At 48.9% G+C, this 13,800-nt stretch carries 16 protein-coding genes; all 16 read right to left on the minus strand.

Features of this window, described 5'->3' with window-relative positions; all coding sequences use genetic code 11:
• Window positions 1-81: 81 nt before the first annotated feature.
• The gene (gene trmFO / locus KNO69_RS08085) at window positions 82-1,392 is read right to left on the minus strand and encodes an FADH(2)-oxidizing methylenetetrahydrofolate--tRNA-(uracil(54)-C(5))-methyltransferase TrmFO (RefSeq protein ID WP_214817295.1); all 1,311 of its coding nucleotides are present in this window, start codon (window positions 1,390-1,392) and stop codon (window positions 82-84) included.
• Window positions 1,392-3,488 (minus strand): type I DNA topoisomerase, encoded by a 2,097-nt coding sequence (gene topA / locus KNO69_RS08090; protein WP_214817297.1) that lies wholly within the window; start codon window positions 3,486-3,488, stop codon window positions 1,392-1,394. The genes trmFO and topA overlap by 1 nt, the downstream gene beginning before the upstream one ends.
• 65 nt (window positions 3,489-3,553) lie before the next feature.
• Window positions 3,554-4,348, minus strand: a complete 795-nt coding sequence (gene dprA / locus KNO69_RS08095) for a DNA-processing protein DprA (RefSeq protein WP_214817299.1) — start codon at window positions 4,346-4,348, stop codon at window positions 3,554-3,556.
• 50 nt (window positions 4,349-4,398) lie between these two features.
• Entirely contained in the window at window positions 4,399-5,316 is a 918-nt protein-coding gene (gene sucD, locus KNO69_RS08100; protein ID WP_015881376.1) for a succinate--CoA ligase subunit alpha, read from the minus strand.
• A 12-nt stretch (window positions 5,317-5,328) separates the two neighbouring features.
• Window positions 5,329-6,489, minus strand: coding sequence for an ADP-forming succinate--CoA ligase subunit beta (sucC, locus tag KNO69_RS08105; protein WP_159562085.1), 1,161 nt, complete (start codon window positions 6,487-6,489; stop codon window positions 5,329-5,331).
• Between the two features lie 120 nt (window positions 6,490-6,609).
• A complete protein-coding gene (locus KNO69_RS08110) occupies window positions 6,610-6,870 on the minus strand; it encodes an EscU/YscU/HrcU family type III secretion system export apparatus switch protein (protein ID WP_074037264.1) in 261 nt (86 codons plus the stop codon).
• Complete coding sequence (locus KNO69_RS08115) at window positions 6,867-7,712, minus strand: hypothetical protein (protein ID WP_214817302.1); 846 nt, start codon at window positions 7,710-7,712, stop codon at window positions 6,867-6,869. Before KNO69_RS08115 ends, KNO69_RS08110 begins: the two co-directional genes overlap by 4 nt.
• Before the next feature lie 14 nt (window positions 7,713-7,726).
• On the minus strand, window positions 7,727-8,479 hold the full coding sequence (locus KNO69_RS08120; RefSeq protein WP_214817305.1) for a ribonuclease HII: 753 nt from the start codon (window positions 8,477-8,479) through the stop codon (window positions 7,727-7,729).
• A gap of 41 nt (window positions 8,480-8,520) precedes the next feature.
• Complete coding sequence (gene ylqF, locus KNO69_RS08125) at window positions 8,521-9,381, minus strand: ribosome biogenesis GTPase YlqF (RefSeq protein ID WP_159562082.1); 861 nt, start codon at window positions 9,379-9,381, stop codon at window positions 8,521-8,523.
• A gap of 12 nt (window positions 9,382-9,393) precedes the next feature.
• Window positions 9,394-9,936, minus strand: coding sequence for a signal peptidase I (lepB, locus tag KNO69_RS08130; protein WP_015881370.1), 543 nt, complete (start codon window positions 9,934-9,936; stop codon window positions 9,394-9,396).
• A gap of 82 nt (window positions 9,937-10,018) precedes the next feature.
• Complete coding sequence (gene rplS, locus KNO69_RS08135; RefSeq protein ID WP_015881369.1) at window positions 10,019-10,372, minus strand: 50S ribosomal protein L19; 354 nt, start codon at window positions 10,370-10,372, stop codon at window positions 10,019-10,021.
• 114 nt (window positions 10,373-10,486) lie between these two features.
• A complete protein-coding gene (gene trmD / locus KNO69_RS08140; RefSeq protein ID WP_078146686.1) occupies window positions 10,487-11,203 on the minus strand; it encodes a tRNA (guanosine(37)-N1)-methyltransferase TrmD in 717 nt (238 codons plus the stop codon).
• Window positions 11,193-11,711, minus strand: coding sequence for a ribosome maturation factor RimM (gene rimM, locus KNO69_RS08145; RefSeq protein WP_078146685.1), 519 nt, complete (start codon window positions 11,709-11,711; stop codon window positions 11,193-11,195). Before rimM ends, trmD begins: the two co-directional genes overlap by 11 nt.
• A gap of 53 nt (window positions 11,712-11,764) precedes the next feature.
• A complete protein-coding gene (gene rpsP / locus KNO69_RS08150; protein ID WP_015881366.1) occupies window positions 11,765-12,040 on the minus strand; it encodes a 30S ribosomal protein S16 in 276 nt (91 codons plus the stop codon).
• Window positions 12,041-12,122: 82 nt separating this feature from the next.
• Window positions 12,123-13,463, minus strand: a complete 1,341-nt coding sequence (gene ffh / locus KNO69_RS08155; RefSeq protein WP_031421628.1) for a signal recognition particle protein — start codon at window positions 13,461-13,463, stop codon at window positions 12,123-12,125.
• Between the two features lie 11 nt (window positions 13,464-13,474).
• Window positions 13,475-13,798, minus strand: coding sequence for a putative DNA-binding protein (locus KNO69_RS08160; protein WP_015881364.1), 324 nt, complete (start codon window positions 13,796-13,798; stop codon window positions 13,475-13,477).
• Window positions 13,799-13,800 lie beyond the last annotated feature (2 nt).

A 13,800-nucleotide genomic window follows, 5' to 3' on the forward strand; every position in this document is an offset into this window, starting at 1 on the left:
TGAAAATTTTCAAAGTATGAAACAAAATACACAATTGAAATTTTACTTCAAAACAAAAGAGCCAAAAAATGGCTCTCCTGTTCAAAGATTTTTATACTGTTGTATCGTTTCTAACGCACGGTTCGCGTAACGCTCGTACCGTTCTTGTTTCTTCATCTTTTTCGGAGCGTCTTCTAGTGATGGCACCAATCCGAAGTTTGCATTCATCGGTTGGAAGTGCTTCCCGTCGGCTGTCGTGATATAATGCGCCATCGAACCAAGCATCGTCTCACGCGGGAGAACGACGAGTTCTTCACCTGCGATCATCTTCGCCGCATTGATCCCAGCTAGAAGCCCGGACGCTGCCGACTCCACATATCCTTCTACCCCTGTCATCTGACCGGCGAAGAAGAGCGTGTCACGTGTACGCGCCTGATACGTCGGCTTGAGTAAGCTCGGTGAGTTGATGAACGTGTTACGGTGCATGACACCGTAACGGACGATGTCCGCATTCTCGAGTCCCGGGATGAGACGGATGATGCGCTTCTGTTCGCCCCACTTCAGGTGTGTTTGGAAGCCTACCAAGTTATACAGTGTGCCCGCCGAGTTGTCTTGACGAAGTTGAACGACGGCATATGGACGTTTTCCTGTCTTCGGGTCTTCTAATCCGACCGGCTTCATCGGTCCGAAAAGAAGCGTCTTTTTCCCACGCTCGGCCATGACTTCAAACGGCATGCATCCTTCAAAGTAAATCTCTTTTTCAAACTCTTTTAACGGAACGACTTCTGCCTTGATCAGCTCTTCGTAAAACACGTCAAACTCTTCTTCTGTCATCGGACAGTTCAAGTAAGCGGCTTCACCTTTGTCGTAACGCGATTTCAAATAGACTTTATCCCGATCAATCGTATCACCATCTAGAATTGGTGCTGCCGCGTCATAGAAGTAGAGATAATCTTCTCCTGTGAACGCCTTGAGTGATGCAGAGAGGTCAGGGGAGGTCAAAGGGCCAGTCGCCACGATGACGATCCCTTCAGGAATCTCTTTGAGCTCTTCGTTGTGCACTGTGACATTCTCGTGGTTCTTTAGCTTCTCGGTGATGAATCCGGCAAACTCATGACGATCGACGGCAAGGGCACCCCCAGCAGGTACACTTGCCGTATCCGCCGCCTTTAAGATGAGCGAGTCAAGCGTACGCATTTCTTCTTTCAAGACACCTACGGCATTTTGAAGACCGTTCGCACGTAGCGAGTTCGAACAAACGAGTTCTGCAAATTGATCCGTGTGGTGCGCCGGTGTTTGACGAACCGGTCTCATTTCATATAAATCTACTTGAATACCGCGCTTAGCGAGTTGCCAAGCCGCTTCGGAGCCGGCCAATCCGGCCCCGATTACAGTTACACGTTGTTGCAACATTAATCCTCCTCTTGCTGATGTACCTCGGTGTGGGTACAGTTCGTACATTGATATTTTACGCCGTCTTTAATTTTTTTCTCGACCATCAAACTGTCGCATACAGGACACGGTTTCGCAACCGGTTTATCCCATGAGACGAATTCACATTCCGGATAGTTCGAGCAACCATAGAAGAGACGACCTTTTTTACTGCGACGTTCCACGATTTGTCCATCCTTACAGTTCGGACACGGGACACCGATTTCGACTTGTACCGGTTTCGTGTTCGTACAGTTCGGGAAGTTCGAGCACGCCATGAACTTGCCGTACCGTCCCATTTTGATGACCATCGGTGAACCACAGACTTCACAGTCGATTCCGGCTGGTTCATCCTTCACTTCGATTTTCTCGATTTCTTCTTCAGCACGCTTCAATCGTTTCTCGAAAGAACGATAAATCGGCGCGACGACTTCCGTCCACTCGACTTCCTTATGCTCAATCGAATCAAGAAGGGTCTCCATGTCGGCTGTGAACTGGACCGTGATGAAGTCGTTGAAATACTCATCAATCATCTCGATGACGAGTTCTCCAAGTTCAGTCGGTAAAAACTTCTTCTCTTCGAGAACGACATAACCGCGTCGTTGGATCGTGTCGAGTGTCGGCGCGTACGTCGACGGACGACCAATCCCGAGTTCTTCCATCGCTCGAACGAGTCGCGCCTCTGTATAACGAGGTGGCGGTTGTGTGAAGTGTTGTTTCGGCTCAATCGTTTCAAACGTCACGGTATCATCCACTTCGAGAGGTGGCAATAATCCTTCCTTCTCTTGGTTCGTGTCCTCAATGTCATCGTCTTTCGACTCGATATACACTTTCATGAAACCAGGGAATTTGACTGTCGACCCGTTCGCACGGAAAATCATCCCGTTCGACTCGACGTCGATTTTGACCGTATCAAGAACAGCTGGCGCCATTTGGCTCGCAATCAATCGTTCCCAAATCAACTTATACAGTCGCAACTGGTCACGTGACAGATATGGCTTCAAGGAAGCTGGGTCGCGGAGTGCCGAAGTCGGACGTATCGCTTCGTGCGCGTCTTGGGTATTCGCTGATTTCTTTTCTTTTTGTTTCTGTAAGGCGACATACTCTTCACCGAATGTCGATTCGATATATTCCTTCGCCTCCGTCTTCGCCAAATCAGAGATACGTGTCGAGTCGGTACGCATATACGTAATCAAACCGACTGTACCTTCTTTTTTGCCGAGATCGATTCCTTCATATAATTGCTGCGCGAGCATCATGGTCTTCTTCGCACGGAAATTCAATTTACGGGCAGCATCCTGCTGCAATGAACTTGTCGTGAACGGTAGCGAAGCGTTCCGCTTCCGTTCTTTCTTCGTTACATCAATGACTTTAAACGTATCATCAATGGTATTGAGGACAGATTGCGCGTCTTCTTCAGACTTCAATTCCATCTTCTTCCCATCTTTTCCGTAAAATGAAGTCTCGAACGTTTCCCCATCATGATTTAAATCAAGTTTAATCGTCCAATACTCTTCCGGGTCGAACGCGTTAATTTCGCGTTCACGGTCGATAATCATCTTCACGGCTACCGATTGAACTCGCCCTGCAGACAATCCTTTTTTGACTTTCTTCCATAATAATGGGCTCATCCCGTATCCGACAAGACGATCTAAAATACGTCGGGCTTGTTGTGCATCGACAAGATCGTGATTGATCTTACGTGGATGTTTAAACGATTCTTTAATCGCATCTTTCGTAATTTCGTTAAAGACGACACGACATTCTGTCGTTTCATCGACACCGAGTGCGCGTGCTAAATGCCAAGCAATCGCTTCCCCTTCTCTATCGGGGTCGGCCGCGAGAAAGATTTTTGTCGCTTTTTTCGCTGCTGTCTTCAATTCTTTCAATACCGGTCCTTTACCACGGATGGTAATATACTTCGGTTCAAAGTCGTGTTCAACGTCTACACCGAGTTGACTTTTAGGCAAGTCAATCACGTGCCCCATCGAAGCTTTGACCATATAATTCGGACCTAAATAACGTTTAATTGTTTTTGCTTTCGCAGGTGATTCGACGATCACCAGATATTTTGCCATACATCTGCTCCCCTTTTAGAGGTCATTTAAATCCCTACCATAATATTCATGTTCTCACCGGTTTGTCAACGTACAATCTTGAGATCTCGAATAATTTGATCGGAATTCGTCAATGGAATCGCACCTTCTTCAATCAACCGGTTCGGTCCCTCCGCGAGTGGATCAAGGGGTGAACCTGGCACCGCAAATACCGTTTTCCCTTGCTCTAGAGCATGTCCGACCGTATTCATCGTCCCACTCTTTCGTCTCGCCTGTATAACGACCAACGCATCGCCAAGACCACTGACCAAACGATTTCTTTCCAAAAATTGAAATTTTTGAATCGGCGTGTTTGGTACATATTCACTAAGTAAGACTCCCTCTTGTGGAATCTGTAAAAGCATGTCTCGGTTCGCCTCCGGATAGAGCCGGTTCAGTCCAGCTCCCAGTACCGCCACAGTTGGTCGATGAGCGAGAAGGGCTTGGGCGTGGACGAGCCCGTCGATTCCGAGGGCGCCACCTGAAACAGATACAGTTTCTTCTATTAAAGAGTGATAGTGATTCACGAGCGGTTGACTGATACGATTCAACTCACGACTTCCGACCATCGCAGTCGTTCTTTCTTGTAGTACCTCTAAATCTCCATGATAAAACAAGCAATATGGTGGGTTGGGGATGTCGAGTAACCGTTTCGGAAACAAGTCGTCTTCCCATGTGACGAAATGTTTATACGACTCCAATGCGTGCCAGGCTCGTTCAGCCCGTCTCCAGACATGTTCAGAAAATTGTGTGCGATGTGCTCCGAGTGTCCCGTTTAAATAATGATGCACAAACTCAACTGGCATTCGTGCTGCAGCAAACCGAGCTATTGTTTGATTCATCACAAACTCTCCTTTAAAAAAATGAGGGATGCAAGCATCCCTCAAGATTCTCATGTCGTCGGTTGACCCGTGACACATGCTTCGTATAATCCTTGCTGTTTCAAGACACGAATCAACGTTTCACCGATAACCGCTGGTGTTTCAGCGACTTCGATTCCATTCGCGTTCAATGTCTTGATCTTCTCAGCAGCCGTCCCTTTACCACCTGAGATGATTGCGCCCGCATGTCCCATGCGCTTGCCTTCAGGAGCCGTCTGGCCGCCGATGAAACCGATGACTGGTTTCGTCATGTTGGCTTTTACCCATTCAGCTGCCTCTTCTTCAGCCGTTCCACCGATTTCCCCGATCATGATGACCGCTTTCGTGTCCTCATCTTCGTTGAACGCTTTAAGCGTATCGATGAAGTTCGTTCCGTTGACCGGGTCTCCCCCGATTCCAACAGCTGTCGATTGTCCGATACCTGCTGTCGTCAACTGATGAACCGCCTCATACGTGAGCGTCCCAGAACGTGATACGATTCCGACGTGCCCTTTCGTATGAATGTAGCCAGGCATGATGCCAAGTTTCGCTTCTCCAGGTGTGATGATACCAGGACAGTTCGGTCCGATTAAACGAGCCGGTTTGTCCTCGAGATAGCGCTTCACTTGAATCATGTCCACAACTGGGATCCCTTCTGTGATACAGATGATGAGCTCGATGCCGCTGTCTGCCGCTTCCATGATTGAATCCGCTGCGAAAGCAGGTGGAACATAGATGATCGATGCATTGGCACCAGTTGCTTCGACCGCTTCAGAGACGGTGTTGAAGACTGGAACGTTGTCGAGGACCGTCGTGCCACCTTTACCAGGTGTGACACCACCGACTAATTTCGTGTTATATGCGAGCATCTGTTCACCGTGGAACAGACCTTGCTTCCCTGTAATCCCTTGAATGATTACTTTCGTATCTTTATCCGCCCAAATACTCATGTCGTTTCCCCCTTATCGAACAAGTGCTGCGATTTTTTCTGCACCGTCAGCCATCGAGCTGGCCGTCGTAATCGCAAGTCCAGATTCATCGAGAATGCGCTTCCCGGCATCAACGTTCGTTCCTTCTAAGCGAACGACGAGTGGTAAGTCGAGTCCGATTTCTTTCGTCGCAGCGACAATCCCCTCTGCGATGATGTCACATTTCATGATCCCACCGAAAATGTTAACGAAGATCCCTTTGACCTGGTCATCAGACAAAATCAACTTGAATGCTTCTGTTACTTTTTCTTTCGTCGCACCGCCACCTACGTCGAGGAAGTTAGCGGGTTCAGCGCCGTAATGTTTGATGATATCCATCGTTGCCATCGCAAGACCGGCACCGTTGACGAGACAACCGATGTTTCCGTCGAGTGCGATGTAGCTGAGGTCGTGTTTTGACGCTTCTACTTCACGTGGGTCTTCTTCCGTCGTATCACGAAGAGCAAGGACGTCCGAGTGACGATAGAGCGCGTTGCTATCGAAGTTCAACTTCGCATCGAGCGCGATGACGTTACCGTCTTTCGTCGTGACGAGCGGGTTGATTTCCGCGATTGTGCAATCTGTCTCGACGTACACTTTATACAGCTTCATGACCATGTCACTAAACTTATTGACAAGTTTCGTCGGGACTTCCATTTTGAATGCGAGACGACGCGCCTGGAATGGACGTAAGCCAACGACCGGGTCGACGATCTCTTTATGAATCTTCTCTGGTGTATGTTCAGCGACTTCTTCGATGTCCATTCCACCTTCAGATGAACCCATGATGACAATTCGGCCGATCGAACGGTCAAGCACGAGTCCTAAGTAAAATTCTTGGTCAATCGCAGAACCTTCTTCGATATAGAGACGCTGGACAACTTTTCCTTCCGGACCTGTTTGGTGTGTCACGAGCGTTTTCCCGAGAATCTCTGAAGCATATTGCTTCACTTCTTCATCTGTCTTCGCAAGTTTAACACCACCCGCTTTACCGCGGCCACCTGCGTGGATTTGAGCTTTTACTACCTTCACTTCACCTTCAAGCTTCGCAGCAGCTGCAACAGCTTCTTCAACAGTAAAGGCCGGATAACCCGTCGGAACGGCTACCCCAAACTCTCTTAACAATTCTTTCGCCTGATACTCATGGATATTCATATGTTTTCCCCCTTAGTCCCCTTTAATATCGGCACGTCTATTGTAACGAAAAACTGAAAGCGCTGTCTATCGTTCTTGCTTTAAGTTTTCATCTTTTTTTCACATATATCCCTAGACAAATCAAATTTTATCCTGTTCCATCTGATAAAGAAACACAAAAAGTTCGGCAATGACTTGATAGACGTCCTCTGGAATCTGCTCTTCAATGTTCAAGGCCGACAGTAACGAGAGGAGCGCTGGGTCTTCATGGATAGGAATGCCGTTCGCTAAAGCAACTTCAAGCATCCGCTCGGCCACGATACCCGTTCCTTTTGCTACGACATGGGGCGCATCCATCGACTGCTCATAGGAGAGCGCCATCGCTTTCTTCTGGTCTTTCATATTTGGAGGTCCACCTTTCCGAGCGGTGCAAACGTTGCCGGAACGTGTTCACGCTTCGCTTCATACGAAAATGAAGACAGTTCGAATGACACCTTTTTTAAACCTTCTTTCAAAAGTGGTTCGTATGTACGGACGTATTGAGCCAAATCGTGTTGCTCATTGAATACACGTACGGACACGTAACGCTTTTGAATCAACACATCAATTCCGGTCTCACCATATCGCGGCGTTTCAAGAAACAAGACGATCCGCGCATGATCCGAGTCCATCGTCTCTCGTTTCGGGGCCTCTAGACGAAGTTGAACGTTTTCAAACGGACCCAATTGCGGTATGTGAAATGCTTGAGCGACGAACGGCGGGCTTTGGCTCGCGTTGAACGCTTCCTGCGCACGCACGAACTGCTCGAACTTCGGCTCACCTTTCGCTTTGAACAGTTCCCCGACGAGCGCTTTTACATCCTGACCTGCGCCGCTTTCTAACGCGGTTTTGCCGGCCGTCTTCACGGAGTCCGGCGTCAGCATCGGTTCTCGCATCAGGCGTCCGAGCTGTTCTCCTAACGCCTGCAGAGGCGACTTGGCTGTCATGAGCGATTCTGTCGCTTGCGTGACGACCTTCAAGACAAGCTTCGGTTCAACGTCCGTGACGACCAGCTTATACGTGACGTTCTCTTTCACGTTCGCATTGACACCGACCCGGAAAATCCCTTGGGGTAGTTGCATAACCGCCTCGTTGCCAGGTAAGAGCTGCAACACCTTTCCAACGACTGTGTTCCCTAGTAATAGCGGGCGTGACGTCTGTTCCGTCACTTTGAACGGCATCACCCCTTGATGATCGATCCGCAACGCAACCACTCCTTTCACATATGCTTGATGGGGGCAAACGTACGGCGATGAATCGGAGTCACCCCAAGGCGTCTTAACCCTTCTAAATGAGCCTCTGTTCCATATCCTGCGTTTTTCGCAAATCCGTATCCAGGATACGTCAAATCATATTCTTCCATCATCCGGTCCCTTACCACCTTAGCGACGACACTTGCCGCGGCTATCGACACACTGAGCGTGTCCCCTTTAATCAATGACTGTTGAGGGATGTCGAGCTCGAGTTTCATGGCGTCAATCAATAGGGCGTCTACTTCTCCGACTTGATGAATCGCCTCTGTCATCGCTAGTTTCGTCGATTCGTATATATTGATGACATCAATCGTCTTCGGCTCGACGATGCCGACACCGACCTCCGCGACCTCGATGATGTGTGCGTATGCTGCATCCCTCGCCGTTTTGGACATTTTTTTCGAATCATTCAATCCCGCGAGATAGAACCCATCCGGTAACAAGACTGCAGCAGCCACGACCGGTCCCGCGAGCGGTCCCCGTCCGACCTCATCGACTCCGACAATTCGAGTGAAGCCTCGCGCCTTCCATTCATGTTCATACGTCATGCGACGTTCGAAATCGACCTGTAACGCCCGTTCTCGCTCGAATTGACGCTGTTTTTGCCGAAGCAACGTTTGCACGCCCGTTCGAGGGTCTCGTGACAAGGTCGGGAAGATTTGTACCCATTCTTCATATCGGATGTCCTCTAGTTGTTGTTTAATCTGTTGAATCGTCACGGTCTTCCTCCTATTCAAAAAAGCCCTGTGTGCACAGGGCTTTACGCCATTTCGTGATCAGCCGGTGTCTCAAGCGAGATCCGTCCAATTTTTTCATGTCGTAGTTCATTCAAAAGTAGTTCGCTCGCTTTTTCGAAATCGACGTAACCGCCACTGATGAGACCACGCTTTTTCCCGATCAACTCAAGGAGCTCAACGCTGTCCTCGGGTAACGTTTCAAGTTTGAATCGTTCCTTTAATTGTTCAGGATAACGAGCATGCAACTCGCGAACCGTATACAAGGCGATATCATCCAAGTTGAGAATCTCGTCTTTGATAGCGCCAGTCGCGGCTAGACGATATCCGACAAGTTGGTCCTCAAATTTCGGCCAGAGAATCCCCGGCGTGTCCAACAGCTCCATCTCGCCGCCTTTCATCTTGATCCACTGTTGACGCTTCGTCACACCAGGACGGTCGCCCGTGATGGCGATGTTTCGTCCGGCGAGACGGTTGATGAGCGTCGACTTCCCGACGTTCGGGATTCCGATGATGAGCGCACGGATCGGTCCGGGGTTCCGCCCCTTCTCACGCATCCGGTCATGCTTTTCTTTCATCAACTTCTGAGCACCCGTGATGAGCTGTTTCAAGCCTTTGCTATGTTTCGCGTCGACAGCGACAACCTCGACTTCTTCGCGTTTCAAGGCACGTAACCACGCCTCCGTCACGACGGGGTCGGCCATGTCTGCTTTGTTCAAGACGATAAGACGGGGTTTTCCCGCTGTAATCTCATCGACCATCGGGTTGCGACTCGACTGAGGCACTCGTGCATCTACGAGTTCGATGACGACATCGATTAGCTTTAATTTTTCAGTTACTTGTCTTCTTGCTTTGGCCATGTGGCCAGGAAACCATTGAATTGCCAAAAAAGCACCACCTTAATCTTCTACCGTGCCAACATCATCGAGTGGCCAGAAGATGAAGTTCGTCTTGCCGACAATCTCCTCTTTCGACACAAATCCGATCTCACGGCTGTCTTTCGAGTTTTGACGATTGTCTCCCATGACGAAGTATGATTCCTCTGGAACGACCGACTCACCCGTCACTTGTTCGAGTGTGAAGTTCTCGGTCAACGGGAACCCGTTCATCTGGGCACGAAACTCGTCTAAATACGGCTCTTCTACCGCTTCACCATTAATATAAAGCACATCATCTCGATATTCGAGCGTGTCGCCTGGGATGGCGATGACACGTTTAATATAGTCTTTTGATTCAGTCGCATGGAATACGACGATATCACCTCGGTCTAGCTCCCCAACATAGTTCGAAATTTTACTGACGATCATCCGATCCGCATTGTGGAGTGTCGGCATCATCGACTCTCCTTCAACGATGACAGGAACGAAGATGAACGTCCGGATGACGAACGCGATGACAAGAGCGACCACGATGGCTTTTAGCCAACTAAACACTTCTTTCAACTTCACTCACTCCTCTATCCATTTGAACTTATTGTACTAGAAAAAAAGAAGCTTGTCGCAAGCGACAAGCTTAATTCCCATCTTAACGACGGATTTCTTTAATACGTGCTGCTTTACCGCGAAGGTTACGGAGGTAGTAAAGTTTCGCACGGCGAACTTTACCGTAGCGTACGACTTCGATTTGTGCAACGCGTGGTGAGTGAAGCGGGAATGCACGCTCAACACCTACGCCGTAAGAAATCTTACGGACTGTGAATGTTTCGCTGATGCCGCCACCTTTACGCTTGATTACAACACCTTCGAAGATCTGGATACGCTCACGCGTTCCCTCTACAACTTTAACGTGGACACGTACTGTGTCACCAGGACGGAAAGCAGGTACGTCCGATTTGAATTGTTCTTCTGTGATTTCACGGAACAGTTTTTGTGTGTTCATGAATCATATCTCCTTTTTCTTCAATGTTCATATCTTCATATGCCCAAGCATCCAATAGCGGAACATCGGTAATCGATGGGTTTAACCCACATGCTCAAACATAGCATATATTTCTCAATCGCGCAACGATTGCAGAAACTTTTTATCGACATCCGTCAACTCGACATGTTCGAGCAAATCCGGACGTCGTCGATACGTGCGTTCGAGCGATTGCTCGCGGCGCCATGCCTCGATCCGGGCGTGATTTCCCGACAAGAGCACTTCCGGCACGGTCAATCCACGAAAATCAGCCGGTCGTGTATAGTGAGGGTATTCCAAGAGACCAGTCGAGAACGAGTCATCTTCATGGCTCGCCTGATCGCCAAGTACATCCGGAATGAGCCTTACGGTCGCATCAATCATGACCATCGTCGCGAGCTCTCCACCTGTCAAAACGAAATCACCGATCGACACCTCGTCGGTCGCCAGTTCATCATGGATCCGTTGGTCGAACCCTTCATAATGTCCACACAGAAAGACCAGATGTTCCTCCTTGGCCCATTCTTCGGCCATTCGTTGATTGAACGGTTTTCCGGTAGGCGTCGTGAGAATGACCCTTGGGCTCTTCGCCTCAAGGGAATGAAATGCATCAAAGATCGGCTGCGGCGTGAGTAACATGCCCGCTCCACCGCCGTACGGATAATCATCGACTTTATGATGCTTGTTCGTTGAAAAGTCCCGAAAATTGAGGAACGACATCTCCACTTGCCCGAGCGTCTTCGCCCGACCGACGATGGAGTGATCGAGCGCATGAAACATCTCGGGGAACAACGTCAATACATCAATCTTCATCGTCAATCATTCCAGGGATCGGCGTGATGACGACACGCTTCGCATCGACATCAATCTCTTGGACGACCGATTCGATATAAGGGATGAGCGCATCCGACTTTCCTGGTCGTTTGATGACCCATACGTCGTTCGCTCCATTCGTTTCAAAGATGTCGTCGACGACACCGATGACTTCCCCATCCACGACAGCCTCACAGCCGATGATTTCATGATAATAATATTCGTGTTCGTCCAAGTCGTGGACGTGTTCGGCGTGGACATATAGTTTCAGCCCTTTATATTTTTCAATGAGATTGATATTGTCAAACCCTTTGAATGTGACGAGGTGAAACTGCTTATGAGGACGATACGTCGTGATCGTCATTTCCTGTTTCGTTCCGTCGACATCAAGAAACAACGTGTTTCCTTTTTTAAATCGCTCTTCTGGAAAGTCTGTCGCCGCCAAAATCTTCACTTCCCCTTTTAGGCCGTGCGTATTGGCGATTTTCCCTACATATAACCAGTCCATCTTTTTCCCTCCTCAACAAAATAGGCCGACCTCAGAAAAGGTCGGCCACATCATTACTTCGCGTTTTTCGCGTTGTGGAATTTCTCCATGATCCCTGCTTTAGAGAACAAGTTGCGTACTGTGTCAGATGGCTTCGCGCCGTCTGCCAACCATTTGAGAGCGAGTTCTTCGTTGATGCGAACTTCTGCTTCTGGTTTTGCAACCGGGTTGTAGTGACCAACTTGCTCGATGAAGCGACCGTCACGTGGTGAACGTGAGTCTGCTACAACGATACGGTAGAAAGGTGATTTTTTTGCGCCCATGCGCTTAAGACGAATTTTAACTGCCATGGTAATATACCTCCATCATGTGTTTAAGAATTGACAACTTTTATAGTATACAGCTTTTTCGTTCGACTGACAAAAGATTTTGTTAGAAGAATGGAAGGCCGAGACCTTTTTTCTTCCCTTTCATTTGTCCTGACATTTGTTTCATCATCTTCTTCATGTCATCGAACTGTTTGATGAGACGGTTCACTTCTTGAATCGAGCGACCGCTCCCTTTTGCGATCCGCTTACGACGACTCGCGTTGAGCACTTCCGGATTGGCGCGCTCATGTTTCGTCATCGAGCGAATGATCGCTTCGACGTGATCGAGTTGTTTCTCGTCGATTTGGACGTTCTTCAACCCTTTCATCTTACCTGCACCAGGTAACATCGAAAGTAATTCATCAATTGGTCCCATGTTTTTCACTTGGGCCAACTGTTCAATGAAATCATCGAACGTGAATGACGCGTCACGAATTTTGCTTTCAAGCTCCTTCGCTGCGTCTTGGTCCATCTGTGTCTCGGCTTTTTCAATGAGCGAGAGCACGTCCCCCATTCCAAGGATCCGTGACGCCATGCGTTCCGGGTGGAATGGTTCGAGGGCATCCAACTTTTCTCCGAGACCGACGAATTTAATCGGCGCTCCCGTGACTGCCTTGATCGAAAGGGCTGCCCCGCCTCGTGTATCTCCGTCGAGCTTTGTGAGCACGACCCCGGTGATTCCGAGTTTCTCATTGAAACTGTCGGCCACATTGACCGCATCTTGACCCGTCATCGAATCGACGACGAGGAAGATCTCATTTGGTTTGGCAATCGTCTTCACATTTTCGAGCTCGCCCATAAGCGTCTCATCGATATGAAGGCGACCGGCCGTATCGATCAACACGAAATCGTGATGATTTGTTTTTGCGTACTCGAGTGCCTTCGTCACAATCTCTTCCGGCTTCACTTGATCACCAAGTGAGAAGACCGGTAAATCGAGTTGTTTTCCGAGTGTCTCGAGCTGCTTGATTGCCGCCGGACGGTAAATGTCCGCCGCGACGAGAAGAGGACTTCGGTTATGCTTTTTACGAATCAAGTTCGCTAGCTTCCCGGTCGTTGTCGTTTTCCCTGCCCCTTGCAGACCGACCATCATGACGACTGTCGGTGGTTTCTGACTGAATGTGATCGGGACGACATCGCTTCCCATCAAGTTCGACAACTCTTCGTGAACGATTTTGACGACTTGTTGACCTGGCGTCAATGATTTCATGACATCCTGACCAACCGCGCGTTCCTTCACGTCATTGACGAATTGCTTGACGACTTTAAAGTTGACGTCGGCTTCGAGGAGGGCGAGGCGAACCTCACGCATCATCTCTTTGACATCGGCCTCCGAGATTTTCCCTTTACCGCGCATTTTTGAAAGTGTCGATTGCAATCGTTCTGATAATCCTTCAAATGCCATGCTTCAGCCCCCTACTCTAAATTCTCAAGCGCAGAAATCGTGGCGCTCACGTCATCGGTGAGCTCGACTTGACGTTTGAGGGTCTGAAGAAGTTGCTGGCGCTGTTCGAACTTTTCGAATAGGGCTAGCTTTTCCTCGTACTGTTCAAGCATCGTTTCTGTGCGCTTTATGTTATCGTAGACCGCTTGACGGCTGACTTCAAACTCTTCCGCAATCTCTCCGAGCGAGTAGTCATCTAGGTAATAAAGAGACATATAGTTGCGCTGTTTCGGTGTGAGGAGCGCTTGATAGAAATCGATGAGATAGTTCATGCGATTCGTTTTTTCGAGCGTCAAAC

The organism is Exiguobacterium sp. s131 (genome assembly GCF_018617345.1).
In the GTDB taxonomy this organism is placed as follows: Bacteria; Bacillota; Bacilli; order Exiguobacteriales; family Exiguobacteriaceae; genus Exiguobacterium; species Exiguobacterium profundum.